Below are 25,449 nucleotides of genomic sequence, written 5' to 3'. Positions count from 1 at the left end.
TTACTCCACGAAAAGCATAGCGGGCTGCTCGAGCAGCGCGCGCACGGCCTGGATGAAACGCGCGGCGTCCATGCCGTCGACCACGCGGTGGTCGAAGGACGACGACAGGTTCATCAGCTTGCGCGCCACCACTGCGCCGTTGCGGATGGCCGGGCGTTCGACGATGCGGTTCACGCCCACGATGCCGACCTCGGGATGGTTGATGACCGGCGTGGTCACGATGCCGCCCAGCGGCCCCAGGCTGGTGATGGTGATGGTCGAGCCCGACAGTTCGTCGCGCCCGGCGCTGCCGTCGCGCACAGCCTGCGCCAGCCGCGCGATCTCGGCCGCCATCGACCACAGGTCGCGCGCCTCGGCGTGGCGCATGACCGGCACCATCAGCCCGCCGTCGCTTTGCGTGGCGATGCCGATGTGCACGGCGCCGTAGCGGGTCACCACGCCGGCCTCGTCGTCGTAGCGCGCATTGATCTGCGGGAAGTCGCGCAGCGCCACCACCATGGCGCGCGCCAATAGCGGCAGCAGCGTGAGCTTGCCGCGCGACTCGCCCCATTTCTGGTTGAGCTGCGCGCGCAGGTCTTCGAGTTCGGTCACATCGATTTCCTCGACGTAGCTGAAATGCGGAATGCGGCGCTTGGACTCCGCCATCTTCTGCGCGATCTTGCGGCGCAGGCCGATGACCGGCACGTTCTCTTCGTCGTTGCGCTCGGCGTACGCTGCGCCCCCGCGGGCCAGGGTCGCGCCGCCCTGCCCTTGCAGGTACGCGTCCAGGTCTTCGTGCAGGATGCGGCCGGCCGGGCCGCTGCCCGGCACGTAGCGCAGTTCTATGCCGAGATCCCAGGCGCGCTTGCGCACCGCGGGCGAAGCCAGCGGCTTCTCGCCGGGNCCCAGCGCCGAGCCGTCGGCGTAATGGCGCGCTTTTTCGTATTCCTCGGCCGCGTGGATCAGCGCCTTGGACGGAATGCAGCCGATGTTCAGGCAGGTGCCGCCCAGGCGCTCGCCCTCCACCAGGATGGTGGGCACGCCGAGCTGGCCGGCGCGGATCGCGGCCACGTAGCCGCCGGGGCCGCCGCCGATCACGAGCAGGGTTGTCGTCTTGGTTGTCTGGCTCATGCTTACTCCACGAAAAGCATAGCGGGCTGCTCGAGCAGCGCGCGCACGGCCTGGATGAAACGCGCGGCGTCCATGCCGTCGACCACGCGGTGGTCGAAGGACGACGACAGGTTCATCAGCTTGCGCGCCACCACTGCGCCGTTGCGGATGGCCGGGCGTTCGACGATGCGGTTCACGCCCACGATGCCGACCTCGGGATGGTTGATGACCGGCGTGGTCACGATGCCGCCCAGCGGCCCCAGGCTGGTGATGGTGATGGTCGAGCCCGACAGTTCGTCGCGCCCGGCGCTGCCGTCGCGCACAGCCTGCGCCAGCCGCGCGATCTCGGCCGCCATCGACCACAGGTCGCGCGCCTCGGCGTGGCGCATGACCGGCACCATCAGCCCGCCGTCGCTTTGCGTGGCGATGCCGATGTGCACGGCGCCGTAGCGGGTCACCACGCCGGCCTCGTCGTCGTAGCGCGCATTGATCTGCGGGAAGTCGCGCAGCGCCACCACCATGGCGCGCGCCAATAGCGGCAGCAGCGTGAGCTTGCCGCGCGACTCGCCCCATTTCTGGTTGAGCTGCGCGCGCAGGTCTTCGAGTTCGGTCACATCGATTTCCTCGACGTAGCTGAAATGCGGAATGCGGCGCTTGGACTCCGCCATCTTCTGCGCGNGCGGTACACGGTGCCCAGTTCCAGCCCGATATAGCCGCCGCCGACCACCACCAGCTTCTTGGGGATGTCGGCGGGCGACAGCGCCTCGGTGGACGAGACCACCATGCCGCCGAACGGCACGGAAGGCAGCGGCGTGGGCTCGGAGCCGGCCGCCAGCAGCAGGTGTTCGCACTGGATGCGCACGCTGCCCGCGGCGGTCTCGACCTGGGCGGTCTTGCCGTCCACCAGGTGCGCCCAGCCCTGCACCACTTCCACGCCGTTTTTCTTCAGGAGCGCGGCCACGCCGCCGGTCAGCCTGCCGACGATGCCGTCCTTCCACGCCACGGTGCGCACCACGTCGATGGACGGATTGGAGACCGAGATGCCCAGCGCCGAGCCGTCGGCGTAATGGCGCGCTTTTTCGTATTCCTCGGCCGCGTGGATCAGCGCCTTGGACGGAATGCAGCCGATGTTCAGGCAGGTGCCGCCCAGGCGCTCGCCCTCCACCAGGATGGTGGGCACGCCGAGCTGGCCGGCGCGGATCGCGGCCACGTAGCCGCCGGGGCCGCCGCCGATCACGAGCAGGGTTGTCGTCTTGGTTGTCTGGCTCATGCTTACTCCACGAAAAGCATAGCGGGCTGCTCGAGCAGCGCGCGCACGGCCTGGATGAAACGCGCGGCGTCCATGCCGTCGACCACGCGGTGGTCGAAGGACGACGACAGGTTCATCAGCTTGCGCGCCACCACTGCGCCGTTGCGGATGGCCGGGCGTTCGACGATGCGGTTCACGCCCACGATGCCGACCTCGGGATGGTTGATGACCGGCGTGGTCACGATGCCGCCCAGCGGCCCCAGGCTGGTGATGGTGATGGTCGAGCCCGACAGTTCGTCGCGCCCGGCGCTGCCGTCGCGCACAGCCTGCGCCAGCCGCGCGATCTCGGCCGCCATCGACCACAGGTCGCGCGCCTCGGCGTGGCGCATGACCGGCACCATCAGCCCGCCGTCGCTTTGCGTGGCGATGCCGATGTGCACGGCGCCGTAGCGGGTCACCACGCCGGCCTCGTCGTCGTAGCGCGCATTGATCTGCGGGAAGTCGCGCAGCGCCACCACCATGGCGCGCGCCAATAGCGGCAGCAGCGTGAGCTTGCCGCGCGACTCGCCCCATTTCTGGTTGAGCTGCGCGCGCAGGTCTTCGAGTTCGGTCACATCGATTTCCTCGACGTAGCTGAAATGCGGAATGCGGCGCTTGGACTCCGCCATCTTCTGCGCGATCTTGCGGCGCAGGCCGATGACCGGCACGTTCTCTTCGTCGTTGCGCTCGGCGTACGCTGCGCCCCCGCGGGCCAGGGTCGCGCCGCCCTGCCCTTGCAGGTACGCGTCCAGGTCTTCGTGCAGGATGCGGCCGGCCGGGCCGCTGCCCGGCACGTAGCGCAGTTCTATGCCGAGATCCCAGGCGCGCTTGCGCACCGCGGGCGAAGCCAGCGGCTTCTCGCCGGGCTGGCGCGCGACGGCGGCGCCGGCCTGGCGCGCCGGCCGGGATGCGGCCGGCTGAGCGGCCGGCGGCTTGGGCGCGGCCGGCGCCGTTTCAACCGCCGGTTTGGCCGTTTCGCGGGGCGCCTCGGCGGCAGCCGCCTGCGGCGCCGCGGCGGGTTTGGCCGGCGGCATTTCCGCGCCCGGCTTGACGTTGCCTTCGCCTTCCACTTCCAGGCGGATCAGTTCGCCGCCCACGGCCATGACCTGGCCGACTTCGCCGCCCAGCGACACCACGCGGCCGACCACCGGCGACGGGATCTCCACCGTGGCCTTGTCGGTCATCACGTCGGCCAGCGGCTGGTCCTCTGCGACGCTGTCGCCGACCTTGACGTGCCAGCCCACCAGTTCGACTTCCGCGATGCCTTCGCCGATGTCGGGCATCTTGATGATATGAATACCCATCGCTCAACCCTCCATCGCGCGCTTGAATGCTTCCCCTACGCGGCGCGGGCCGGGGAAGTAGGCCCATTCCTGGGCGTGCGGATACGGCGTGTCCCAGCCGGTCACGCGCTCGACGGGCGCCTCCAGGTGATGGAAGCAGTGCTCCTGCACCAGCGAAATCAGTTCGGCGCCAAAGCCGCAGGTGCGCGTGGCCTCGTGCACCACCACGCAACGGCCGGTCTTTTTCACCGAATTGACGATGGCGTCCAGGTCCAGCGGCCACAGGCTGCGCAGGTCTATCACTTCGGCGTCGATGCCGGTCTCCTCGGCCGCGGCCACCGACACATGCACCGTGGTGCCGTAGGTCAGCACCGTCAGTTCGGCGCCCGGGCGCACCACCGCGGCGCTGTCCAGCGGCACGGTGTAGTAGCCGGTGGGCACCACGCTGCCGGGACGCCCGGTCCAGGGCGTGACGGGACGGTCGTGGTGGCCGTCGAACGGGCCGTTGTACAGGCGCTTGGGCTCCAGGAAGATCACCGGATCGTCGTTCTCGATGGCCGCGATCAGCAGGCCCTTGGCGTCGTAGGGATTGGAGGGCATCACGGTGCGCAGGCCGCAGACCTGCGTGAACATGGCCTCGGGGCTCTGGCTGTGCGTCTGGCCGCCGTAGATCCCGCCGCCGCAGGGCATGCGGATGGTCATGGGCGCGATGAACTCGCCCACCGAGCGGTAGCGCAGGCGCGCGGCCTCGGACACGATCTGGTCCGAAGCCGGATAGAAGTAGTCGGCGAACTGGATCTCGCAGACCGGACGCAGGCCGTAGGCGCCCATGCCCACGGCCACGCCGACGATGCCGCCTTCGGAGATCGGCGTGTCGAACACGCGCGAACTGCCGTACTTGGCCTGCAGGCCTTCGGTGCAGCGGAACACGCCGCCGAAATAGCCCACGTCCTGGCCGAACACCACCACGTTGTTGTCGCGCTCCAGCATGACGTCCATGGCCGAGCGCAAAGCCTGGATCATGGTCATCGACGCGGACGCCGGACCGATTTTGTTATCGATTGCCATGGTCAGACTCCGAGCTGCTGGCGCTGCCGGCGCAGGTGCTCCGGCATGTCCTTGTACACGTCTTCGAAAATGCTGGCGGCGCTGGGGACGTGGCCGTCGACCAGCGTGCCGTAGCTTTCGGCTTCCTTCTGGGCGGCCAGGATCTCGGCGTCGAGTTCGGCGCGCACGGCGTCGTGCTCGGCGTCGGACCAGATGCCGCGCAGGATCAGGTGCTTCTTGAAGCGCTCGATCGGATCGCCTAGCGGGAAGTGGCTCCAGTCGTCGCCGGGGCGGTACTTGGAAGGATCGTCGGAAGTGGAGTGCGGACCGGCCCGGTAGGTGACCCATTCGATCAGGGTCGGGCCCAGGTTGCGGCGGGCGCGTTCGGCGGCCCAGCGCGAGGCCGAATACACGGCCAGGAAATCGTTGCCGTCCACCCGCAGCGAAGCGATGCCGCAGCCCACGCCGCGGCCGGCGAAGGTGGCGCCTTCGCCGCCGGCGATCGCCTGGAAGGTGGAAATGGCCCACTGGTTGTTGACCACGTTCAGGATCACCGGCGCGCGGTACACATGGGCGAAGGTCAGCGCGGTGTGGAAGTCGGCCTCGGCCGTGGCGCCGTCGCCGATCCAGCCGGAGGCGATGCGCGTGTCGCCCTTGATGGCCGAGGCCATGCCCCAGCCCACCGCCTGGATGAACTGCGTGGCCAGGTTGCCCGAGATGCTGAAGAAGCCGCGTTCGCGGTCCGAGTACATCACCGGCAGCTGGCGGCCCTTGAGCGGATCGCGCTCGTTGGACATGAGCTGGCACATCATGGTGACCAGCGAGACGTCGCGCGCCAGCAGGATGCTCTGCTGGCGGTACGTCGGAAAGCACATGTCGCCCTGTTCCAGCGCCAGCGCATGCGCCGAGCCTATGGCCTCCTCGCCCAGGCTCTGCATGTAGAACGAGATCTTCTTCTTGCGCTGCGCGGTCAGCATGCGCCCGTCGAAGATGCGCGTCTTCAGCATGGTCCGCATGCCGGCGCGCAGCAGATCGTCGCTGACCTCCGGCGCCCACGGACCGACGGCGCGGCCTTCGTCGTCGATGACCCGTATCAGGCTGTAGGCCAGCCCGCCGGTGTCGACCGCGGCAACGTCAATGGGGGGTTTGGGCACGTCGCCGGCCGGCGACAGGCGTAGATAGGAAAAGTCGGTCTTGCAACCCGGCCGCCCCGTGGGCTCCGGGACGTGCAACTTCAATGGCCCGTACTGGCTCATGTAATGTCTCCACGCTTGATCGTGTCATGCGTTTATTTTTGCCACGGACGCCGCCCAAGGAGGTAGCCTCGGACCGCGTCATCGCCGGCTTGGCCGCGCAGTGATGATCGCAGCCAGCCGGTTAAAGACAATAGCACAGCCGCCCGCGCCATAGACAGACCCGCATGAAGACTGGCGTTGCAGGCCGTTTGTGCCCCGCAACCCAATGGCGGCGGCGGGCGGCGCTCCGCTAGCCGGCGAGCAGGCGCTCCAGCCTTGCGGCCACGCCCAACAGCCGGGTGTCTTCGTGCCAGCGGCCGCAAAGCTGCAGGCCTATCGGCAAGCCGCCCGGCGAACGGCCGCAAGGCATGGACAGCGCCGGATGGCCCGTAAGGTTCATGGGATAGGTGTACGGATACCAGGCCCCGCGGATGGTGCCGGCCGGCTTGCCGGCGATCTCGACGATGCCGTTGGGGTCCTGCTCCACCGGCAGCGGCGGCGCGGACACCGTGGGCGACACCAGCACGTCGTGCCGCTCGAACACGGCCTGCAGCGCGCCGAAGGCCTGGGTGCGCGCCGCCACCGCTTCCAGCAGCGCGGCCGCGCCATGCCGCCGGCCGCGCTCCACCGTCGCCACCAGGGAGGGGTCGAGGCGGTCGCGGAAGGCCTCCAGCCGGTCGCCCACGCGCGACGCCGTCACCGCCTCCAGGATGACCAGGAAGTGTTTTTCCAGCGACACGAAATCCAGCGACACCGGCTCCACGTGCGCGCCGTCTTCCTGCATCAGGCGCACGGCCGCGTCGGTGGCCGCCAGCACTTCCGGGGCCACCGGATTGCCGCAGGAAGGCAGATAGGCGACCCGCAGGCCGGCCAGCGTGGCGCGCGCCGGGGCGGCTGCCGGCAGGTCGAGCTGGCCATAGGGATCGCGCCGGTCCGCGCCCTGCAGCACGCCGTACAGCAAGGCCGTGTCGGCGACGTTGCGCGCCATCGGGCCCACGTAGGAATTCGCGCCGAACAGGTCGGCCGGCTGCAGATTGGGAATGGCGCCCAGCGTGGCCTTCATGCCGACGATGCCGCAGCACGAGGCCGGAATCCGGATCGAGCCGCCGCCGTCGGTGCCCAGCGCCAGCGGCCCCATGCCGGCCGCCACGGCCACCGCCGCGCCGCCGCTGGAAGCGCCGCAGGTGTAGCGCGGGTCGATGGGGTTGAGCGTGCGCCCGAACAGCGGCGCGTCCGTGCTCTGCTTGTGGCCGAACTCCGGCGTGGTGGTCTTGCCGATCAGGATCGCGCCCGCCGCCTTCACGCGCGCCACGGCCACGGCGTCCTCGCGCGGCACGAAGTCCTCGTACAGGGCCGAGCCCATCGTGGTGCGCACGCCGGCGGTCAGGGTCAGGTCCTTGACCGAGTACGGCACGCCGTGCAGCGGCCCCAGCGCGTCGCCGCGGCGCACCGCCGCCTCGGCCGCGCGGGCGGCGGCCAGCGCCGATTCGGCGGTCACGGTGATAAAGGCGTTCAGGTCCGCGCGCGCCGCGATGCGGTCCAGCGCCGCCGTCACGGCCTCCACCGGAGATACCTGCCCGCCGCGGATCGCCGCGGCCAGGGCCACCGCGTCCATGCCAGTCAATTCGTCCATCGCCTTTTCTCCTCTAGGGCCTGTTCACACTAAAAGGATCCACGCACAGGCCCTAGACCATCCAGCGGCCGCCGTCGATCAGCAAGGTCTGTCCCGTGATGAAGCGCGCCTCGTCAGAGGCCAGGAAAGCCACGGCCGCCGCCACGTCGTCCGGCTCGCCGACGAAGCCCGCCGGCGTCTGCGCCACGATGCGCGCCAGGATGGCCGACGACAGGCGCTCGTGCGCGCGCGTGCGCACCGCCCCGGGACACACGGCGTTGACCGTGACGCCGGCGGGCGCCAGTTCGCGCGCCAGCGAGCGCGTGAATCCGACCACGCCCATCTTGGCGGCCGCGTAGTCGGCCAGGCCGGCGTCGCCGGCGAACGCGGCGTCGCTGCTCATGTTCACGATGCGCCCGTAGCCGCGCGCCCGCATGCCGGGGGCGACCAGCCGCGAGGCGCGCATCGCCGTCAGCAGCGACACCTCCAGCACGAAGCGCCAGGTCGCTTCCTCCGATTGCGCGAACGGCCCGGAGCGCTCGCGCGCGCTTTGCCCCACGTTGTTGAACAGCACGTCCGGCGGCCCCAGCCCGGCCTCGACGCGGGCGAAGAAGTCCTCCATCACCGCGCCCGAGGTGCAGTCGCCCTCGACGGCGAGGCTGGCGCGCCCTTCCCGCCTGGCCTCTTCCACATCGAGATCGAGCACCGCGACCCGCGCGCCCAGCGCCGCGAAACGCCGGACCGCGGCCGCGCCTATGCCCTGCCCGCCGCCGGTCACGACGACCGTCCTGCCTTCGAACTGCGCGCCGGGCATCAATGGAAGCTCCGGCCGCCGTCCACCGCCAGGGTCGCCCCGGTGATGTAGCTTGCGCCGGCTCCGCTGAGAAACAGGATGGCCTCGGCCAGCTCTTCCGGCTGCGCGATGCGCCCCAGCGCGTAGCGCGCCCGGATGGCGGCCAGGCCGGCCTGCGGATCGGGCTGGTCCTCGTAGCTGGAACGGAACAGCGGCGTGTCCACCGCGCCCGGGCAGACGGTGGCGACCCGGATGCCGTAGGCGGCCAGCTCCATCGCCAGCACCTTGCCGAACATATTGACCCCGGCCTTGGCGGCGCAATAGGCGCTGCGCCCGGACAAGGGGCTGAGGCCGGCCGCCGAAGACACGTTGACGATGCTGCCGCCGCCCGCCTGCTTCAGGTAGGGCACGCTGGCGCGGCACACGTGCATGGGGCCGCTGAGGTTCACGGAAAGCACCCGGTTCCAGTCCGCGTCCTGCATGGATTCCAGGTCCGCGCGCAGGTCTATGCCGGCGCAGTTGACCACGCCGTCGATGCCGTCCAGCGCGCCGGCCGCCTCGCGCACGGCCTGCTCGACGGCCGCGCTGTCGGTCACGTCGCAGGCCAGCGCGGCGGCCAGGGGCAGTTCGCGGCCGGCCTCGGCCAGCGCCGCGGCGTCGCGGTCCAGGATCGCCACCGCCGCGCCCTGGTCCGCGGCCAGGCGCGCGAACGCCAGCCCGATGCCGCTGGCCCCGCCCGCCACCAGGTAGCGCCGCCGCGCGCTCATGCCGCGCTCCGCAGCCGCGGCCGGATGTCGTCGGTGATCACGTCGCAGCGGTCTATCCAGACCCGCTCGTGCGCCTTGGCGTAGCGGATCATCTCGTCCAGCACGTACAGGCGCGAGGGCTGGCCGATGATCTCGGGATGCATGCCCAGCATCATCATGCGGTCCTCGGCGTACAGCAGGTCGAACTCGCGCTTCCAGGCCTCCAGCACCGCCGAAGGCGACTGCATCGTGCGCCCCGGCAGCACGATCGAATACTGAAAGAACGGCGCATCGTCCAGCACCCAGCGAAACGGCAGCTCCACGATATCCGTGGACTGCCCGCCGATCTCCAGCAGGTAGGGAGAATCGTCGTCGAAGAAGTTCGACGAATAATCGAAGCCGTACTCGCGGATCAGGTCCAGCGTGATTTCGCTGAACTCGGCCGCCGGCGAGCGCCAGCCGCGCGGCCGGTAGCCGGCGGTGCGCACCAGCGCGTCCATGCCCCGCTCCATTTCCTCGCGCTCTTCCTGCGGCGTCAGGTTGACGATCCAGCGGTGCGTATGGCTGTGGTGGGCCACCTCGTGGCCCTGGTCGACGATGGCGCGGACCATGTCCGGATGCGCCAGCGCCACCACGCCCGGCACGAAGAACGTGGCGCGGACCTCGTGGCGCGCCAGCAGCGCCAGCACGCGCGGCACGCCGACCTTCCAGCCGTACGCCCCCTGCGACATCAGGACGGGGCGTTTGGCGTAGGCGGCGTCGCGCGCCGTCCACATGGTCTCGGCGTCCACGTCGAACGTCAGGAACAAAGGGAAACCCTTACTCGTCACGGACATTGCCGCTCCTTACACATGCTTGTGAAAACCCGTCCAGCGCTCGGCGAGCACCAGGGCGACGCCCGTCACCAGGATGAGCAGCGCGGAGACCGCCGCCACCGACGGGTCCACGCCCTGCTCCACCGACGTGAAAATCTTGACCGGCAGCGTGTTCTGGCTGGCCGACAGCAGGAACACCGACACCGGCACGTTGTCCAGCGAGGTGATGAAGGCGAACAGGCCGCCGGCCACCAGGCCCGGCTTGAGCAGCGGCAGCGTGACCAGCCGGAACGCCTCCAGGCGCCCCGCGCCGAGCACGCAGGCCGCGTCCTCCAGGGCCTCGTCGGCCGACGCCAGGCTGGCGAGGCTGGCGCGCACCACGTAGGGCGCGGTGATGACCACGTGGGCCAGCCACAGGCCGACGCCGCTGCCGCGCAGGCCCACGGCCGCGTAGTACTGCAGCAGCGCCACGCCCAGCACCACCGACGGAAGCACCAGCGGGGCCATGAACAGCGAATTCAGCCAGGCCGCGCCCGGCACCATGCGGCGCTGGATGGCGCAGGCGCCGGCCAGGCCCAGCGCCAGCGACGCGGCGGTCGAGCCGGCCGCCAGCCACAGGCTGGTCCAGGCCGCCTCCAGGTAGTCGGGATCGCTCAGGGCGGCATCGAACCATTTCAAGGTCAGCCCTTTCGGCGGCAGGGTCAGATAGGCCGTGTCGCTGAAGGCGGCCAGCACCACCACCAGCACCGGCACCTGCAAAAACAGCACGACCAGGAAGGCGACGCCGGTCAGCACCGGCCCGCTGGCGCGGCGTTCGTTCATGATTCGCCTCCCCAGCGCTTGAGCATCCGGCTGGACACGGCTATCACCGCCAGCGTCAGCGCCGTCAGCGTGAACGCCATCGCCGCGCCGGACGGCCAGTCCAGCGTCAGCAGGAAATCGTCGTAGATCATGGTGGCCATGACCTTGTAGGTCGGCCCGCCCAGCATGCGGGGCGTGACCAGGGCGCTGATGGTCAGCACGAACACCATGATGGAGCCGGCCAGGATGCCGTGCGCCGTCAGCGGCAGCGTCACCGACACGAAGGTGCGCAGCCGGCCGGCCTGCAGGGTGTAGGCCGCGTCGCGCAGGTCGCGCGGCACGGCCTGGATCACGGGCACCAGCATCAGCACCATGAAGGGCAGGAAGATATGGGTCATGCCCACCAGCACGCCGGTCAGGTTGAACATCAGCTTGAGCGGACGCTCGATCAGCCCCAGGTCGATCAGCGCGTTGTTCAGCAGGCCGCGGTTCGACAGCAGCGCGATCCAGCCGAACGAGCGCACCACCAGGTTCAGCAGCATGGGAAAGATGACCAGCAGGGTCAGGGCCAGCTTCAGGCGCGGCCGCGCATGCGCGATGACCCAGGCCAGCGGATAGCCCAGCAGCAGGCACAGCGCCGTCACGCCCAGGCCCAGCCCCAGGCTGCGCAGGATGACTTCGCGGTAGAACGGGTCGGTGACCAGCCGGGTGTAGTTGCCCAGCGTGTAGCCCTCGCCGATGCCCGAACCCGGGACGTATTCGCGCAGGCTGAGCGGCAGCATGAACAGCGCGGGCCCGACGAAGGCCAGCAGCAGCACCAGCAGCAGGGGCGACGCGAGCAGCGCGCCCGCCGAACGCCGGCTGATCGCCGCGCCTTCGCGCCGCGCTTGCGGGTATCCGCCCTCCAGGCGGCCGGACAGGTTCATGCCGCGGCCTCCGCGCCGGCGCGGCGCGTGGCGTACACGTGCTGCGGCCGCACGCCCAGCCATACCTCCACGCCGGCCTCCAGGCCGGACTGCGGGCCGTTGGTCGGCGTGTCGGCGATGATTTCGCCGCCGCCACGCAGCGCCACCACGTACTGGACCCGCGCCCCCACGAACGAGCGCAGCGCGATGGTGCCCGGCAGGCCGGCGCCGGCGGCGTTTTTCAAGGGCTGTATGGAAATGTCCTCCTGGCGCAGCACCACGTCCAGCGCATCGCCGGCCGCCAGGCCCTCGGCGCGTTCCACCGGCAGGCGGTGCCCGCCGGGCAGCTCGGCCTGCGGGCCGCCGCCGTCCATCGCCAGGCGGCCCTGCAACCGGTTGGGCCGGCCGATGAAGCCGGCCACGAAGCCGGTGGCGGGCCGGTGGTAAATGGCCTCGGGGGTGTCGAACTGCTGCACCACGCCGCCGGCCAGCACACAGACCCGGTCGGACATGCTCATGGCCTCGGTCTGGTCGTGCGTGACGAACAGCGTCGTGATGCCGACTTCGCGCTGCAGGCGCTTGAGCTCGATCTGCATCTCGTCGCGCAGCACGGCGTCCAGGTTGGACAGCGGCTCGTCGAACAGCAGGATGCTGGGACGCGGCGCGATCGAGCGCGCCACCGCCACGCGCTGCTGCTGGCCGCCCGAGAGCTGCCGCGGCATGCGCTCGCCCAGGCCCGACAGGCGCACGCTGGCCAGGGCCTGTTCGACGCGGGCGCGCAGGCCGGCTCCGTCGATGCCCTGGCGGCGCAGGCCGAAGGCCACGTTCTCGAACACGGTCATGTGCGGAAACAGCGCGTACGACTGAAACACCAGCCCCACCTGGCGCCGGTTGGGCGGCAGCCGCGTGATGTCGCGGTCGTCGACCAGGATGCGGCCGCTGGTCGGCGCGATCAGGCCCGCCACCATGCGCAGCACGGTGGTCTTGCCGCAGCCCGACGGGCCCAGCAGGGAGACGAACTCGCCGTCCTTGACCGACAGCGATATGCCGGCGGCGGCCGTGTGGCCCTCATAGCGCTTTTCCAGGCGCTCCAGTGTCAATGCAGGCATGATTGGATCCCCGTGTTGCGGCGCTTCAGCGCGCGACCTCGCGCTGCCAGCGGCCGACCCAGGCCGGCATGCCGCGCGCCACCGCCGCCGGATCGGGCAGCCACAGCTCGTCGAAATGCTTGCCCACCGCGACGATGCGCGAGGCCTTCTCCGACAATCGCACCTCGGTGTTGACCGGCCCCGCGTACTTTTTCTCGGCAAAGCAGGTCTGCACCTCTTTGGACAGCAGCGCGTCGATGTACTGCGTGGCCAGTTCAGTCTGCTTGCTGCCCTTGGGAATCGCCACCGACGGCAGGATGCCCACCGCGCCCTCTTCGGGATAGACCACGGCCAACGGCAGGCCGCTGTCTATGGCGGAACCGGCGCGGTCCGAATACCAGACCGCCACCGCGATTTCCTTGCGCTCGAAGAGCGACACGATCTGGTCGGCCTGGGTATAGAGCAGCGCCGAGGCCCGCGCCAGCGGCGCGATGGCCGCGAAACCGGGGTCCAGATTGTCCAGCGTGCCGCCGCGCATCCGGTTCAGCGCCAGCAGGAACTGCGAGCCGGCCGTGCCGCTGATGTCGCCTATCGCGAGCTTGCCTTCATAGGCCGGATCGGCCAGGTCGTTCCAGGACTTGGGCGGCGTCTTGACCTGGGTGGTGTCGTAGACGATGACGGTCGAGCCCGTCATGAAGCTCACGTAGTAAGGGGATTCGCCGTCGAAGGCGGACGGCGCGACCGACTTGGCGTTGGCGAGGCGGGCGCGGTCGATGGGTTCGAGCAGCTTCTCGTTCCTGAGCTGGGTGGCCAGCGAATTGTCCAGGTACACCACGTCGAAGTCCGACTTGCCGCCGGTGGCGCGGACCGCGGCGGCGAACTGCGCCGAGCTGCCCAGCTTGGTGCGTACCCGGGCGCCGGTTTTCTTCTCGAAGGCCTTGATCTGGCATTCGCGCGAGGCGTCCAGGAACGAACCGCCGAAAAGCCCCACCACCAGATCGGCCGCGTGCGTCTGCCCTGCCCAAGCGAACATGCCCACCACGGCGGCGCATGCAAGCGCCTTGGAAATCCTGACGTCCATGAAACCTCCTCGCGGGAAGATGGCCGGGGCCCTCGTCGTGACAAAATTGCCAAGCGTAGCCCTCGGTATTTGGTGCTTACGAGGAATTTATCTTTTTGAAAAGATATCATCAATGAGGGTTTTCACGCTGCTTGCAAAGGCTGGCGGGAATGCGTTAAATGCTTCTCCAGACAGGACAGACCCGGCGATCCCGGACGCATCCATGAAGCATCGCGACACCCCTACGCAGACCGCGGCCGACACCGCCGCGCCCTATTCCCATCTCGACCCCGACGACGATCTCATCGGCCGCGGCATTGCCCAATGGCGGCGCGAACGGCCGGACATCGACAGCTCGGGCAAGGAAGTCGTGGGCCGGCTGATCCGGCTGGAAGAAGTGGTGCTGCGCGCCATCAACGCGTCGCAGGAGCCTTACGGCCTGAAGTACATCGAGTACGCCGTGCTGACCACCTTGCGGGTGGACGGCGCGCCCTACTGTCTGGCGCCCTCGCAATTGCAGGCGCGGCTGCTGTGCAGTTCGGGCGGGCTGTCCAATATTCTCAAGCGGCTGGAAGGCCAGGGCCTGGTGCGCCGCGAGGTGGACAAGGCCGACCGCCGCGGCGTGCTGGTCACGCTGACCACCAAGGGCAGGCACCTGGCCGACAAGGCCATGCCTGCGCACGCGCGCGCCGAACAGGAACTGCTGGCCATGTTCACGCCGCAGGAGCGCGAGGTGCTGGCGCGCCTGCTCAGCCGGATGCTGGTGGTCAACGCCCCCGAGCTGGGCCGCGCGCCCGAGGCCGAGGCCCAGTCCTGAGGCTTGCCCGCGGGCATGAAAAAACCGGCCCAGCGGGCCGGTTCGTGGCGGGCTGGCCGATCAGGCCGGGCCGTTCCATTCCGTGACGAACTCGCGGAAATCCGGGCGGTTGGCCGGCGGCACCGCGCAAGCCGGCGTGCCGATGGCCAGGAAACCCAGGAAACGGTAATCCAGCGCGTCCAGGCCCAGCGCGTTCTGCACGTCTTCCACGTAAGTGCCGATGCCGGTGCTCCAGAACGCGGCGTAGCCCAGCATGTGCACGGCGTTCAGCATGTTCATGGTGGCCGCGCCGGTGGCCAGCAGCTGCTCCTGCTCGGGAATCTTGGTGTTGTCGTGCGCGATCTTCTGCGCCACGGCAACGAACAGCGGCACGCCGGCCATCCATTCGCGCACCGACTTTTCCTTTTCGGGCGTCATGCGGGGATCGCCGCTGCGCTTGACGGCGTCGAGCGCCAGGTCGGCCAGCTTGCCGATGGCCTCGCCGCGGATCACCACGAAGCGCCACGGACGCAGCGCGCCGTGGTCGGGCGCCGACATGGCGGCCTGCAGGATCTGTTCGAGTTCCTCGGGCTTGGGCGCCGGGGCGCGCAGAAACTTGAAGGAACGGCGGGAGGTCAGGGCGTGCAGCGGCGTGGCGGTCTGGTTAAGGGTCATGGGTTCCTGCGCAAATAGGAAAGAAACATATTCTCATAGGGAACCTCTGAACAAGTCCAACGAACCTGTCAGAATATAAGTTATTGAAAACAGTCCGATCCGAGTGAACCCGATGAGCCAGTTGAGTTTTTCCGAAGCCGAGTACGTTGGCAAACGCAAGAAAACGCGCCGTGAGAAGTTTCTGGCCAAGATGGAGCGTGCGGTGCCGTGGAAGCTCTTTGCCGATCTGGTCGATCCGCATTACCCCAAACCGGGCATCGGTCGTCCACCGTATCCGCTGGAAACGATGCTGCGCATCTACTTCATGCAACTGTGGTTTTCGCTGTCGGACCCGGCCATGGAAGAGACGCTGTACGACAGCTTTTCGATGCGCCAGTTTGCCAAACTGCCTGGAGGTCGTGTGCCGGACGAGACCACCATTTTGAACTTCCGTCATCTGCTCGAGCAGCACAACATTGCCGACCAAGCGCTTGAGGCGGTCAACCTGCTGTTGCAGGATCAAGGCATTCAGGTGCGCAAAGGCACCATTGTGGACGCCACAATTATCGATGCACCCAGCTCGACCAAGAACGCCAGCGGCACGCGGGACCCCGAGATGCATCAGACCAAAAAGGGAAACCAGTGGCACTTTGGGATGAAGGCCCACATTGGGGTTGATCTTCACAGCGGGCTGGTCCACACGGTGGTGGGCACCGCTGCCAATGAGCATGATGTTACTCAGGCGGCTGCGTTGCTGCATGGTGAAGAAACGTTGGCTTTTGGCGATGCCGGTTATCAAGGCGTAGACAAACGACCCGAGCACCAAGGGCGTGACGTAACCTGGCACATTGCCATGCGCCCCGGCAAACGGCGCGCCTTGGGTAACAGCGCAATTGATCGTTTGACGCAAAACATTGAGCGGGCCAAATCCAGTCTTCGAGCCAAGGTTGAGCATCCGTTTCGTGTCATCAAATGCCAATTCGGGTTTCGTAAAGTCAGATTCCGTGGACTGGCCAAGAACACTGCGCATTTGAAAATGTTGTTTACGCTGTCCAATATCTGGATGGCACGCCGCCCGTTGACGGCGGTGGCAGGGTAAGTGCGCCCAAAAAGCGCCAACAGGCCCGAAAACGGGCCTGATCGGGGTGCAAACAACCCGAAAGTGGCGATGATTTGAGCAGTTTTTAACCATTTTTGAATACTTTGGTCATGAGGTCGATTTTTGGATGTTTGAAATCGAGTTCTTCAGACCTTCCATAGTACGCGATGGGCGCGGCGCGCGCGCCGATCCCCCGCCGCGCGGCAAGGGTATGGCGGGAGGGTTCGGCCCGGATTTCAGCCCAGGTGCGTATGCCGTTCCTGGCGCTCTTCGACCTGCATTTCGCTGAGACCGTGCAGGATGCCGCAGTCCTCCGCGTCGGGCCGGGCCGACAGGCAGCGCTGGCGCAGTTCGGCCAGCTGGGACTTGAGCTGGGTGAGCTCGGCGATGCGCTCGTCCACGTGGGCGATGTGCTCGTCGAACAGCTCATTAATGGGGCCGCAGCCAGTCTGGTGATTGTCCGCCAGCGACAGGATGGCGCGGATCTCGTCCTGCGTCATGTCCAGCGCCCGGCAGTTGCGGATCAGTCGCAGCCGTTCCAGATGGGCCTGGCCGTAGCTGCGGTAGTTGTTCAGGCCCCGTTCCGGGGCCGGCAACAGCCCTTCGCGCTCGTAGTACCTGATGGTTTCGACCGTGGTGCCGGTGGCCGTGGCCAGTTCGCCTATGCGCATGGTTGCCTCCTGGATCATGTCCGTTTCGTAATGAGGGGTTGACCCTATAGTAACTCCAAGGTGTGCAATAGCGTCACCAAGCATATTTCAAGGCAGAAGGCGATGTCTTTACCTATGGTCAAGCAACACGAACATGCACATGGCCACGCGCACGACCATGCGGGCCATGACCATGCCGGACACGATCACTCGCACCACGATCACGCCGGACATGACCACTGCGGTCACGATCACCCGGGCCACGATCATTCGGGGCATGACCACGCCGGGCACGACCATCCGGCGCACGACCATGCCGCCGGCGCCTGCTGCGGCCACGACCACGCGGCGCAGCCCTTCACGCTGTCTGGCGGCGGCGCGGCCACGCTCGTCGCCGGCCCCGGCCAGGCGCTGGCGCGCCTGCGCATCGGGCAGATGGACTGCCCCACCGAGGAAACGCTGATCCGCAAGAAGCTGGGCGGCATGGACGGCGTGCACGCGCTGGATTTCAACCTGATGCAGCGCGTCCTGACGGTGGTGCACGCCGAAGGCGCGCTGGACCGCATCATGGCCGCCATCCGTTCGCTGGACATGACCCCCGAGCCGCTGGCCGCGGACGCGCCGCAGCAAGCCGCGCCCGCGGCCAAGCCGGTCAACTGGTGGCAGATCGGCGGCGCCGGCCTGCTGGCGGCGATGTCCGAGATTTCGCATTTCGCCAGCTGGCCGCTGGCCGTCACCGCCGGCCTGGCCGTGGCCGCCATCATCGCCTGCGGCATCGGCACCTACCGCAAGGGCTGGATCGCCGTGCGCAACGGCAACCTCAACATCAACGCGCTGATGAGCCTGGCCGTGACCGGCGCCGTGCTGATCGGCCAGTGGCCCGAGGCGGCCATGGTGATGTTCCTGTTCAACGTGGCCGAACTGATCGAAGCCCGCTCGCTGGACCGGGCGCGCAACGCCATCCGCGGACTGCTGGACCTGGCGCCGGAAACGGCGACGGTGCGCCAGGCCGACGGCAGCTGGGCCGTGATGCCCGCCGCCGGCCTGCAACCGGGCGACATCGTGCGGGTCCGGCCGGGCGAGCGCATCGCCGCCGACGGCATCATCGTCAGCGGCAGCTCGGCGGTGGACCAGTCGCCCATCACCGGCGAAAGCCTGCCCGTGGAAAAAGCGCAGGACGACCCGGTCTACGCGGCCACCGTCAACGCCTCGGGCTCGTTCGAATACCGCGTCACGGCGGCGGCCGGCAACACCACGCTGGCGCGCATCATCCACGCGGTGGAACAGGCCCAGAGCGCCCGCGCGCCCACCCAGCGCTTCATCGACCGCTTCTCGCGCATCTACACGCCCACCGTGGTGGTGGTGGCGCTGCTGGTGGCCGTGGTGCCGCCCCTGCTGTGGAGCCAGCCCTGGTTCGACGCGATCTACCGCGCGCTGGCGCTGCTCATCATCGCCTGCCCCTGCGCGCTGGTCATCTCCACGCCGGTCAGCATCGTCAGCGGCCTGACCGCGGCGTCGCGGCGCGGCATCCTGGTCAAGGGCGGCGTCTATCTCGAAGAAGGCCGCAACCTCAAATGGCTGGCGCTGGACAAGACCGGCACCCTGACCCACGGCAAGCCGGTGCAGACCGACCTGCTGGACTGGGAACCCGCCGGCGCCGGCCGCCAGCCCGCCGCGCTGGTCGCCGCCAGCCTGGCCGCGCGGTCGGACCACCCGGTCTCGCTGGCCGTGGCCAACGCGGCGCGCGAGGCCGGCAAGACCCTGCTCGACGTCGACGGCTTCACGGCGCTGGCCGGGCGCGGCGTGTCCGGCGTGGTCGACGGCGTGACCTACCAGCTGGGCAACCTGCGCCTGATGCGCGAAGCCGGCGTTTCCAGCGACGCGCTGGAAACCCGCATGGGCGAGCTGGAACGCCAGGGCAAGAGCGTGATCGCGCTGACCGACGGCAGCCGCGTGCTGGCGCTGGCCGCCGTGGCCGACACCGTCAAGCCCACCAGCGCCGCGGCCGTCGCCGACCTGCATGCCCTGGGCGTGCGCACGCTGATGCTGACCGGCGACAACACCCACACGGCCCAGGCCATCGCGCGCCAGGTCGGCATCGACGAGGCGCGCGGCGACCAGCTGCCCGAGGACAAGCTGAGCGCCATCGAAAGCAAGCTGGCCGCCGGCGGTCGCGTCGGCATGGTGGGCGACGGCATCAACGACGCCCCCGCACTGGCCCGCGCCGACATCGGCTTCGCCATGGGCGCGGCCGGCACCGGCACCGCCATCGAGACCGCCGACGTGGCGCTGATGGACGACGACCTGCGCAAGATCGGCACCTTCCTGCGCCTGTCGCGCGCCACGCACAGCGTGCTGGTGCAGAACATCGTGCTGGCGCTGGGCATCAAGGCGGTATTCCTGGCGCTGGCCATGACCGGCAACGCCACGCTGTGGATGGCGGTGTTCGCCGACGTGGGCGCCAGCCTGCTGGTGGTGTTCAACGGGCTGCGGCTGTTGCGGGCGGCGCCTGTCGGAGCGCGGTAGGGAGGCGGTGGGGCGATGCGATCGGCAAACGTAGGATGGGTGCAGCGCGAGATGCTTTGAACAAGAACCCGAATATCGAGCGCGCGAAACCCATCACTTCGCAACAACGCTAACCCGCCTGCTCTTCCTGCGGCCAGTCGCGCAACACCGGCGCGTCCGGCGCACCCGGTCCGTTCTCGCGCAGATGGTCTTTCTGCAACAACGCCATGCGATAGGCGTCCCGATAGGAGCCGTTGGAGAAGAACTCTTCCTTCAGCAGGCCTTCGATGGTGAAGCCGCAGCGCTCGTAGATATGGACGGCGGCGCGGTTGTCCTTGTCGACCACCAGATAGACCTTGTGCAGGTTCAGCACGCGGAAGGCATAGCCCACCGCGATGCGGGTCGCGGCCTTGGCGTAGCCCCGGCCCTGGTACGAGGGCGCGATGATGATCTGGAATTCCGCGCGCCGGTGGATGTAGTCGATTTCCACCAGTTCGACCAGGCCGGCCGGCTGGCCGGTGTCGTGCTCGATGATGAATCGCCGCTCGTTCTGCGCGTGCAGGTGGCGGTCGTACAGTGCGACGAGTTCGTCGTACGCCTCGTAGGGCTCTTCGAACCAGTAACGCATGATGACGTCGTTATTGTTGATTTTGTGCACAAAGTGCAGATCGCCGCGCTCCAGGGGGCGAATTCGGATATCGGATGTGACCGACATGTTTACCTCCGCAAGTCGATCCATTGTATGCCGCGCGCCCTGCCGTCACGGCAGCGCGAAGGCCGGCAGCCGCAGCGCGATGCGCCGCATGACCTCGTTGGCGGCCGACGACAGCGGGCGTCCCAGGCGCAGCAGCGCCTGGCATTCGGGCGCGCTCAGGATCGGATGCTCGATGGGAATGGCGACCAGCTCGCCGCTGGCCAGTTCATGGTGCACGCCGAGATTGGGCATCAGCGTCACGCCCGCGCCGGTCATGGCGTACTGCTTGAGCACGCGCAGCGAATTGGTGGTCAGGCTGGGCGTCAGGTGCACGCGCTCGGTGAATTCCAGCAGGTCCACCGCCTGGCGCAGCCCGTAGGGCGAAGCCATCAGCGCGAACGGATACGGCAGGATGTCGTTGATGGTGAGCGGCGCCCGCCGCGCGGCCAGCGCGTGGCCGCGCCCGGCGATCAGGCATACCGGGTGCTTGCGGCTGGCGCGGCAGCGCAGGCGCGGGTCCACCGGCGGGTTGTAGGCCAGGCCGATGTGCGCGGCGTCGCTGGCCACCGCCTCGACCACCTCGTTGACCGAGCCCACGTCCACGCTGAGCTTGATGCGCGGATGCTCGATGCAGAACGGGCCGACCACGTGCTCCATCAGGCTGTCGATGAAACCCTCGCTGATCATCAGCTGCACGCTGCCGCTCTGCATGCCGCGCCATTCCTGCAGGCGCGCGTTCAGGTGTTCCTGCTGCGCGCGGCAGCCGCGGTAGTACTCCAGCAGCATGTCGGCGGCCTCGGTGGGCGCCAGCCCGCGCGGGCGCCGCTCGAAAAGCTGTACGCCCAGCTCCTTTTCCAGCAGCTGGATCTGGCGGCTGATGACGGAAGCGGCCGTGTCCAGCTTGTCGGCCGCTCCGCGTATCGACCCGCAGGCCACGACCTCGTGGAAGTACTTCAGGCGGACCTGGTTGATTTCCTGCATATCCCCTTGTTCCCCGGCGCTGGCGATGCGCCGCAATGACCGGGCTTGTGTTGCCCAATAGGCAACGATAATTCATCTTTCCGGTTATTGTCTGCAACGCGTGATCTTCCAATAATGGCGGCGCCGGTGTTCCGGCGCCATCCCCATCCATCGCGGGCGCAGACCCGTGCGAGGAGACATGCAATGCCAAATCCGACCACGCCGGGCGCGGACCCGCGCCTGCCCCCGCTGTACCGCAAGATCACCTGGCGCCTGCTGCCCTTTCTGCTGCTGTGCTACGTGTTCGCCTACCTGGACCGCATCAACATCGGCTTCGCCAAGCTGCAGATGCAGCAGGACGTGGGCATTTCCGACGCGGTCTACGGCCTGGGCGCGGGCATCTTCTTCCTGGGCTACGTATTGTTCGAGGTGCCCAGCAACCTGCTGCTCACGCGCATCGGCGCGCGCCGCACCATCAGCCGCATCATGGTGCTGTGGGGGCTGACCTCGGCCTCGATGCTGTTCGTGCAGGGCGAATGGAGCTTCTATGTCCTGCGCTTCATGCTGGGCGTGTTCGAAGCCGGCTTCGCGCCCGGCATGATCTTCTACCTGACCTACTGGTACTCGCAGTCGCGCATGGCCGGCGTCATGGCGGTGGTCATGCTGGCCGGCCCCATCGGCGGCATCGTGGGCGGGCCGGTGTCGGCCTGGATCATGACCGCCTTCTCGGGCGCGCACGGCCTGGACGGATGGCAATGGATGTTCCTGCTCGAAGGCCTGCCCTGTGTGCTGCTCGGGGCGGTGGCTTTCTATTTCCTGGACGACCGGCCGGCCGAGGCCCGCTGGCTCAGCGCCGAGGAAAAGGCCCTGCTCGCCGCCGACCTGGACACGCGCGGCGCGCAGCAGAAGCACGCCTTCTCGCAGGTGCTGCGCGACCCCGCCATCTACGGCATGGCGCTGACCTACTTCTGCCTGATCTGCGGCATCTACGCCGTGAGTTTCTGGCTGCCCACCCTGCTGAAGCTGGCGGGCGTGCAGGACACGATGGAGATCGGCCTGTACTCGGCCATTCCGTACGTGGCCGCGGCCGTGTTCATGCTGTGGTTCGCGCGCAGCTCGGACCGCATGCAGGAACGGCGCTGGCACACCCTTGCGCCCGCCCTGATGGCCGGGCTGTCGCTGTGCGTGGCCACCGCCGCGCCGACGCAATTCGCGCTTTCCCTGACCGCGATCACGCTGGCCACCGGCTTCATGTGGGCCGCATACACGGTATTCTGGGCCATCCCGTCGCAGTACCTGAAGGGCCAGGCGGCCGCCGGCGGCATCGCCCTCATCAACAGCATCGGCCTCCTGGGCGGCTTCCTCAGCCCCTCGATCATCGGCTGGTCCAAGCAGGTCACCGGCTCGCTGGCGGGCGGCCTCTACGTCATCTCCGCCCTGCTGGTGGCCGGCGCCCTCCTGCTGCTGGTGAACCGCCCGCCCCGTCCCGCGCCCGCAGGCGCCTGAGCTCCAACCCACAGGAAACCCATCATGCACATACTGGTTGCCGGTTTTCAGCACGAGACCAACACCTTCGCGCCGTCGCTGGCCGGGTACGAGAACTTCGTCCGCGGCGAAGGCTTCCCCGCCATGGTGCGCGGCGAGGACATGCTGGCCCTGCGCGAGGTCAATATCCCCGCCGGCGGCTTCATCAACGCGGTCCTGGCCCAGGGCCATACCGTGCAGACCGTGATCTGGGCGGGCGCCAGCCCCTCGGCCCACGTGACCCGCGACGCCTACGAGCGCATCGCCGGCGAGATCCTGGACGCGGCGCGCGCCGGCGGCTACGACGCGGTCTACCTGGACCTGCACGGCGCCATGGTCGCGCAGCACCTGGACGACGGCGAAGGCGAGCTGCTGGCCCGCATGCGCGCCATCGTCGGGCCGGACGTGCCGGTGATCGCCAGCCTGGACCTGCATGCCAACGTCACCGCACAGATGCTGCAGGCCGCCGACGGCCTGGCCGCGTTCCGTACCTATCCGCACGTGGACATGGCCGACACCGGCGCGCACGCGGCGCGGCTGCTGCAGGCCCGCAACGCCGCCGGCCCCGCCTGGTGCCGCAGCGAGCGCCGCCTGCCCTTCCTGATCCCGATCAACGGCATGTGCACGCTGCTGGAGCCGTCCCGCGGCGTCTACGACCTGCTGGCGCAGCTGGAACAGACGCCGGGCGTGGCCTCGATCTCGTTCGCGCCGGGCTTTCCGGCCGCGGACTTCCCGGAATGCGGCCCGGTGGTGTGGGCCTACGGCACCGACCCCGCCGCGGTCGAGCGCGTGACCGAAATGCTCTACCGGCGCGTGCTGGAGCTGGAGCCCGAATGGTCGCCCGACTTCCTGGAGCCGGCCGAGGCCGTGCGCCGCGCGCAGGCGCTGGCGGCCGGCGCCTCGCGTCCGGTGGTCATCGCCGACACGCAGGACAATCCCGGCGCTGGCGGCGACGCCAACACCACCGGCATGCTGCGCGCGCTGGTCGAGGCCGACGCGCAGAACGCCGCGCTGGGCCTGTTCTACGACCCCGAGGCCGTGCGCCTGGCCACCGAGGCCGGGCTGGGCAACCGGGTCCGGCTGAAGCTGGGCGGACAGTCCGGCGTGGCCGGCGACGCCGCGTTCGAAGGGGAATTCACGGTCGAGACCTTGTCGGCCGGCAAGCTGCGTTTCGACGGCCCGATGATGAACGGCATGGACGTGGACCTGGAAGGCGTGGCCGGCCTGCGCATCGGCGGCGTGCGCGTGGTGGTCAGCGCCACCAAGTCGCAGATGCTGGACCGCAACCTGTTCCGCGTCGGCGGCGTGCAGCCCGAGGAAATGGGCATTCTGGTGGTCAAGAGTTCGGTGCACTTCCGCGCCGACTTCCAGCCCATCGCGCACGAGGTGCTGGTGGCCAAGGCCCCCGGCCCCATGCAGGCCGACCCCGCCGACCTGCCCTGGACCCGGTTGCAGCCGGGCATGCGCATCCGGCCGCTGGGCCCCGCCTTCTCGTACTGAAGGCCGGCGCCCGCCGGATTGGCGTACGCGCCCGGCGATGGCAGACTGGCGGCATGAAGAAGATCCTCACGCTCGCCTATCCCCGCCTGTCCGGGCCGGACGCCGAATTCATCGAAGCGTTCCGCCAACAGCACGACGGCCAGCACCGGCTGGCCAAGGCGCACTTCACGATGGCGTTCGGCAGCGCCGGCATCGACGAACATGCCTACCTGAAGCACGTGGAAGAAACCGCCCGCGCGGCGCGACCCATCGCCTTCGCGTGCCGCTACGCCATGCTGGCCGGCGACGCGGCGCAGGCCTATGCCTACCTGGTTCCCGACGAAGGCTACAGCCAGCTGTCGCGCCTGCATGACGCCCTGTACCGCCAACTGCTGGCGCCTACGCTGCGGCTGGACCTTCCCTATGTGCCGCACATCGCGGTCGCTTCATCGAGCAACCGCGCCCTGATGAAATCCCTGTGCGACGAGCTGAACCGGGGCGACCTGGAAATCCGCGGCTCGGTCGAACGGCTGACCGTGGCGGCGCTGGAGAACAGCGTGCTGACCGACCTGGTCTCGTATCCGCTGGGCGGCTGAAGCGGCCCGGGTTATTTCAGCCGGGCCTGCGAGCTGACGAAATCCTCCAGCGTCAGGCCTTTTTCCTTCAGGATGGCTTCCAGCAGCGGCTGCAGCCTGCCCAGGCTTTCCTGCACGGTTTCGCGCACCGTGTCGACCACCACCTGGGTGCTGCGCTCGATCTCGATATTGACGAAGTCGCCGGCCTGCTTGTCCTCGAACACCGTCATGCGGCGGGTTTCGGGAATCAGCCAGACCTCGAACCAGCCTTCGGCGCGATTGACCTCCGATACCGTCAGGCTGGCGCCGTTGATGGCGATATAGCCCTTGGCGAAAACATACTTGCGGAAATCGGCGGGGATGCTGAAGCGCATCAGGCGGTTGGTGTCCGAGGACTGCACCGTCAGCACCTCGGAGGTGAAGTCCACGTGGCCCGACAGCGGATGGCCGCCGATCTCGGCGCCGTCCTTGGCCGCGCGCTCGACGTTGGCGCGGTCGCCCGTGCGCAGGCCGCCCAGCGTGGTGATGGCCAGGCTTTGCTGCATGACGTCGAAGCGGGCCCGGTTCTCGCCCAGCAGCTCGGTGACCGTCAGGCAGACGCCGTCGGTCGAGACGCTGGCGCCCACCGCCAGGTCCACGCAGAACCCGGGCGGAAAATCGAGCGTAAACGTGCGCAGGCCCTCGCGGTCGGAGATCTCGGCGATCTTCGCGGTGCCTTGGACTATTCCTGTGAACATGTGAATCCTGAAGC

Annotated in this window: 23 protein-coding genes and 2 pseudogenes; 6 read left to right on the top strand and 19 right to left on the bottom strand. The window is 68.5% G+C overall.

Annotated features, from left to right (window positions below; genetic code table 11):
- The 14 genes and pseudogenes from C1I89_RS00255 to C1I89_RS00190 all read right to left on the bottom strand — a co-directional run bounded on the left by C1I89_RS00255 (position 1) and on the right by C1I89_RS00190 (position 13,783).
- On the bottom strand, positions 1 to 1,110 hold the full coding sequence (locus tag C1I89_RS00255) for a dihydrolipoamide acetyltransferase family protein (protein WP_102770833.1): 1,110 nt from the start codon (positions 1,108 to 1,110) through the stop codon (positions 1 to 3).
- 2 nt (positions 1,111 to 1,112) lie between these two features.
- A pseudogene (locus C1I89_RS35545) lies at positions 1,113 to 1,886 on the bottom strand (dihydrolipoamide acetyltransferase family protein); the annotation flags it as partial.
- A pseudogene (locus C1I89_RS35540) lies at positions 1,769 to 2,359 on the bottom strand (FAD-dependent oxidoreductase); the annotation flags it as partial. The pseudogenes C1I89_RS35545 and C1I89_RS35540, both read right to left, overlap by 118 nt.
- Positions 2,360 to 2,361: 2 nt before the next feature.
- Positions 2,362 to 3,681 (bottom strand): dihydrolipoamide acetyltransferase family protein, encoded by a 1,320-nt coding sequence (locus C1I89_RS00240; protein WP_102770832.1) that lies wholly within the window; start codon positions 3,679 to 3,681, stop codon positions 2,362 to 2,364.
- A 3-nt stretch (positions 3,682 to 3,684) separates the two neighbouring features.
- Positions 3,685 to 4,728 (bottom strand): alpha-ketoacid dehydrogenase subunit beta, encoded by a 1,044-nt coding sequence (locus tag C1I89_RS00235; RefSeq protein ID WP_102770831.1) that lies wholly within the window; start codon positions 4,726 to 4,728, stop codon positions 3,685 to 3,687.
- A gap of 2 nt (positions 4,729 to 4,730) precedes the next feature.
- Positions 4,731 to 5,963 (bottom strand): 3-methyl-2-oxobutanoate dehydrogenase (2-methylpropanoyl-transferring) subunit alpha, encoded by a 1,233-nt coding sequence (locus C1I89_RS00230; protein WP_102770830.1) that lies wholly within the window; start codon positions 5,961 to 5,963, stop codon positions 4,731 to 4,733.
- Between the two features lie 229 nt (positions 5,964 to 6,192).
- Positions 6,193 to 7,575: an amidase gene (locus C1I89_RS00225; protein WP_102770829.1), complete on the bottom strand. Its 1,383-nt coding sequence runs from the start codon at positions 7,573 to 7,575 to the stop codon at positions 6,193 to 6,195.
- A 52-nt stretch (positions 7,576 to 7,627) separates the two neighbouring features.
- Positions 7,628 to 8,368 (bottom strand): SDR family NAD(P)-dependent oxidoreductase, encoded by a 741-nt coding sequence (locus C1I89_RS00220; protein ID WP_102770828.1) that lies wholly within the window; start codon positions 8,366 to 8,368, stop codon positions 7,628 to 7,630.
- A complete protein-coding gene (locus C1I89_RS00215) occupies positions 8,368 to 9,114 on the bottom strand; it encodes an SDR family NAD(P)-dependent oxidoreductase (RefSeq protein WP_102770827.1) in 747 nt (248 codons plus the stop codon). The genes C1I89_RS00220 and C1I89_RS00215 overlap by 1 nt, the downstream gene beginning before the upstream one ends.
- Positions 9,111 to 9,929 carry a polysaccharide deacetylase family protein gene (locus tag C1I89_RS00210; RefSeq protein WP_102770826.1) on the bottom strand — a complete coding sequence of 273 codons (819 nt, stop codon included), beginning with the start codon at positions 9,927 to 9,929 and terminating at the stop codon, positions 9,111 to 9,113. Before C1I89_RS00210 ends, C1I89_RS00215 begins: the two co-directional genes overlap by 4 nt.
- A gap of 9 nt (positions 9,930 to 9,938) precedes the next feature.
- Positions 9,939 to 10,730, bottom strand: coding sequence for an ABC transporter permease (locus tag C1I89_RS00205; RefSeq protein WP_102770825.1), 792 nt, complete (start codon positions 10,728 to 10,730; stop codon positions 9,939 to 9,941).
- Entirely contained in the window at positions 10,727 to 11,635 is a 909-nt protein-coding gene (locus C1I89_RS00200) for an ABC transporter permease (protein ID WP_102770824.1), read from the bottom strand. The genes C1I89_RS00205 and C1I89_RS00200 overlap by 4 nt, the downstream gene beginning before the upstream one ends.
- Positions 11,632 to 12,723, bottom strand: coding sequence for an ABC transporter ATP-binding protein (locus C1I89_RS00195; RefSeq protein ID WP_102770823.1), 1,092 nt, complete (start codon positions 12,721 to 12,723; stop codon positions 11,632 to 11,634). The genes C1I89_RS00200 and C1I89_RS00195 overlap by 4 nt, the downstream gene beginning before the upstream one ends.
- A 25-nt stretch (positions 12,724 to 12,748) precedes the next feature.
- A complete protein-coding gene (locus tag C1I89_RS00190) occupies positions 12,749 to 13,783 on the bottom strand; it encodes an ABC transporter substrate-binding protein (protein WP_102770822.1) in 1,035 nt (344 codons plus the stop codon).
- Positions 13,784 to 13,985: 202 nt separating this feature from the next.
- Between C1I89_RS00190 and C1I89_RS00185 the strand changes: the two genes are divergently transcribed.
- Positions 13,986 to 14,579 carry a MarR family winged helix-turn-helix transcriptional regulator gene (locus C1I89_RS00185; RefSeq protein WP_102770821.1) on the top strand — a complete coding sequence of 198 codons (594 nt, stop codon included), beginning with the start codon at positions 13,986 to 13,988 and terminating at the stop codon, positions 14,577 to 14,579.
- 60 nt (positions 14,580 to 14,639) lie between these two features.
- On the opposite strand, the gene C1I89_RS00180 is transcribed toward C1I89_RS00185, so the two are convergent.
- Entirely contained in the window at positions 14,640 to 15,233 is a 594-nt protein-coding gene (locus tag C1I89_RS00180) for a nitroreductase family protein (protein WP_102770820.1), read from the bottom strand.
- A gap of 112 nt (positions 15,234 to 15,345) precedes the next feature.
- Here C1I89_RS00180 and C1I89_RS00175 point away from each other — a divergent pair, with 112 nt between their 5' ends.
- Positions 15,346 to 16,311 carry an IS5 family transposase gene (locus C1I89_RS00175; protein ID WP_102770808.1) on the top strand — a complete coding sequence of 322 codons (966 nt, stop codon included), beginning with the start codon at positions 15,346 to 15,348 and terminating at the stop codon, positions 16,309 to 16,311.
- 236 nt (positions 16,312 to 16,547) lie between these two features.
- On the opposite strand, the gene cadR is transcribed toward C1I89_RS00175, so the two are convergent.
- Positions 16,548 to 16,982 carry a Cd(II)/Pb(II)-responsive transcriptional regulator gene (gene cadR, locus C1I89_RS00170; protein WP_102771795.1) on the bottom strand — a complete coding sequence of 145 codons (435 nt, stop codon included), beginning with the start codon at positions 16,980 to 16,982 and terminating at the stop codon, positions 16,548 to 16,550.
- Positions 16,983 to 17,096: 114 nt separating this feature from the next.
- Between cadR and C1I89_RS00165 the strand changes: the two genes are divergently transcribed.
- Positions 17,097 to 19,487: a heavy metal translocating P-type ATPase gene (locus C1I89_RS00165; RefSeq protein WP_102770819.1), complete on the top strand. Its 2,391-nt coding sequence runs from the start codon at positions 17,097 to 17,099 to the stop codon at positions 19,485 to 19,487.
- Positions 19,488 to 19,596: 109 nt separating this feature from the next.
- On the opposite strand, the gene speG is transcribed toward C1I89_RS00165, so the two are convergent.
- Together speG and C1I89_RS00155 are read right to left on the bottom strand one after the other, a co-directional pair.
- The gene (gene speG / locus C1I89_RS00160; RefSeq protein ID WP_102770818.1) at positions 19,597 to 20,181 is read right to left on the bottom strand and encodes a spermidine N1-acetyltransferase; all 585 of its coding nucleotides are present in this window, start codon (positions 20,179 to 20,181) and stop codon (positions 19,597 to 19,599) included.
- A 45-nt stretch (positions 20,182 to 20,226) separates the two neighbouring features.
- On the bottom strand, positions 20,227 to 21,141 hold the full coding sequence (locus C1I89_RS00155; protein ID WP_102770817.1) for a LysR family transcriptional regulator: 915 nt from the start codon (positions 21,139 to 21,141) through the stop codon (positions 20,227 to 20,229).
- A gap of 183 nt (positions 21,142 to 21,324) precedes the next feature.
- Here C1I89_RS00155 and C1I89_RS00150 point away from each other — a divergent pair, with 183 nt between their 5' ends.
- The 3 genes from C1I89_RS00150 to C1I89_RS00140 are packed head-to-tail and all read left to right on the top strand — an operon-like array spanning position 21,325 to position 24,719.
- Positions 21,325 to 22,626 (top strand): MFS transporter, encoded by a 1,302-nt coding sequence (locus C1I89_RS00150; RefSeq protein ID WP_102770816.1) that lies wholly within the window; start codon positions 21,325 to 21,327, stop codon positions 22,624 to 22,626.
- Positions 22,627 to 22,650: 24 nt separating this feature from the next.
- Entirely contained in the window at positions 22,651 to 24,144 is a 1,494-nt protein-coding gene (locus C1I89_RS00145; RefSeq protein WP_102770815.1) for a M81 family metallopeptidase, read from the top strand.
- A gap of 53 nt (positions 24,145 to 24,197) precedes the next feature.
- On the top strand, positions 24,198 to 24,719 hold the full coding sequence (locus C1I89_RS00140) for a 2'-5' RNA ligase family protein (protein WP_102770814.1): 522 nt from the start codon (positions 24,198 to 24,200) through the stop codon (positions 24,717 to 24,719).
- A gap of 11 nt (positions 24,720 to 24,730) precedes the next feature.
- Here C1I89_RS00140 and C1I89_RS00135 read toward each other — a convergent pair whose 3' ends face one another.
- The gene (locus tag C1I89_RS00135) at positions 24,731 to 25,435 is read right to left on the bottom strand and encodes a riboflavin synthase subunit alpha (RefSeq protein ID WP_102770813.1); all 705 of its coding nucleotides are present in this window, start codon (positions 25,433 to 25,435) and stop codon (positions 24,731 to 24,733) included.
- Positions 25,436 to 25,449: the final 14 nt, after the last annotated feature.

It is taken from the genome of Achromobacter pulmonis, from assembly GCF_002885955.2.
Classification (GTDB): Bacteria; Pseudomonadota; Gammaproteobacteria; order Burkholderiales; family Burkholderiaceae_B; genus Achromobacter; species Achromobacter pulmonis_A.
The sequence above is the reverse complement of the archived record's forward strand: the minus strand, read 5'-3'. Positions and strand labels throughout refer to the sequence as shown.

Coding starts and splice junctions, on each gene's coding strand:
- speG (WP_102770818.1), bottom strand. CDS start 20,181: ATGTCGGTCACATCCGATATCCGAATTCGCCCCCTGGAGCGCGGCGAT.
- C1I89_RS00150 (WP_102770816.1), top strand. CDS start 21,325: ATGCCAAATCCGACCACGCCGGGCGCGGACCCGCGCCTGCCCCCGCTG.
- cadR (WP_102771795.1), bottom strand. CDS start 16,982: ATGCGCATAGGCGAACTGGCCACGGCCACCGGCACCACGGTCGAAACC.
- C1I89_RS00145 (WP_102770815.1), top strand. CDS start 22,651: ATGCACATACTGGTTGCCGGTTTTCAGCACGAGACCAACACCTTCGCG.
- C1I89_RS00230 (WP_102770830.1), bottom strand. CDS start 5,963: ATGAGCCAGTACGGGCCATTGAAGTTGCACGTCCCGGAGCCCACGGGG.
- C1I89_RS00215 (WP_102770827.1), bottom strand. CDS start 9,114: ATGAGCGCGCGGCGGCGCTACCTGGTGGCGGGCGGGGCCAGCGGCATC.
- C1I89_RS00140 (WP_102770814.1), top strand. CDS start 24,198: ATGAAGAAGATCCTCACGCTCGCCTATCCCCGCCTGTCCGGGCCGGAC.
- C1I89_RS00205 (WP_102770825.1), bottom strand. CDS start 10,730: ATGAACGAACGCCGCGCCAGCGGGCCGGTGCTGACCGGCGTCGCCTTC.
- C1I89_RS00135 (WP_102770813.1), bottom strand. CDS start 25,435: ATGTTCACAGGAATAGTCCAAGGCACCGCGAAGATCGCCGAGATCTCC.
- C1I89_RS00195 (WP_102770823.1), bottom strand. CDS start 12,723: ATGCCTGCATTGACACTGGAGCGCCTGGAAAAGCGCTATGAGGGCCAC.
- C1I89_RS00155 (WP_102770817.1), bottom strand. CDS start 21,141: ATGCAGGAAATCAACCAGGTCCGCCTGAAGTACTTCCACGAGGTCGTG.
- C1I89_RS00200 (WP_102770824.1), bottom strand. CDS start 11,635: ATGAACCTGTCCGGCCGCCTGGAGGGCGGATACCCGCAAGCGCGGCGC.
- C1I89_RS00165 (WP_102770819.1), top strand. CDS start 17,097: ATGGTCAAGCAACACGAACATGCACATGGCCACGCGCACGACCATGCG.
- C1I89_RS00225 (WP_102770829.1), bottom strand. CDS start 7,575: ATGGACGAATTGACTGGCATGGACGCGGTGGCCCTGGCCGCGGCGATC.
- C1I89_RS00240 (WP_102770832.1), bottom strand. CDS start 3,681: ATGGGTATTCATATCATCAAGATGCCCGACATCGGCGAAGGCATCGCG.
- C1I89_RS00210 (WP_102770826.1), bottom strand. CDS start 9,929: ATGTCCGTGACGAGTAAGGGTTTCCCTTTGTTCCTGACGTTCGACGTG.
- C1I89_RS00175 (WP_102770808.1), top strand. CDS start 15,346: ATGAGCCAGTTGAGTTTTTCCGAAGCCGAGTACGTTGGCAAACGCAAG.
- C1I89_RS00190 (WP_102770822.1), bottom strand. CDS start 13,783: ATGGACGTCAGGATTTCCAAGGCGCTTGCATGCGCCGCCGTGGTGGGC.
- C1I89_RS00235 (WP_102770831.1), bottom strand. CDS start 4,728: ATGGCAATCGATAACAAAATCGGTCCGGCGTCCGCGTCGATGACCATG.
- C1I89_RS00185 (WP_102770821.1), top strand. CDS start 13,986: ATGAAGCATCGCGACACCCCTACGCAGACCGCGGCCGACACCGCCGCG.
- C1I89_RS00220 (WP_102770828.1), bottom strand. CDS start 8,368: ATGCCCGGCGCGCAGTTCGAAGGCAGGACGGTCGTCGTGACCGGCGGC.
- C1I89_RS00180 (WP_102770820.1), bottom strand. CDS start 15,233: ATGACCCTTAACCAGACCGCCACGCCGCTGCACGCCCTGACCTCCCGC.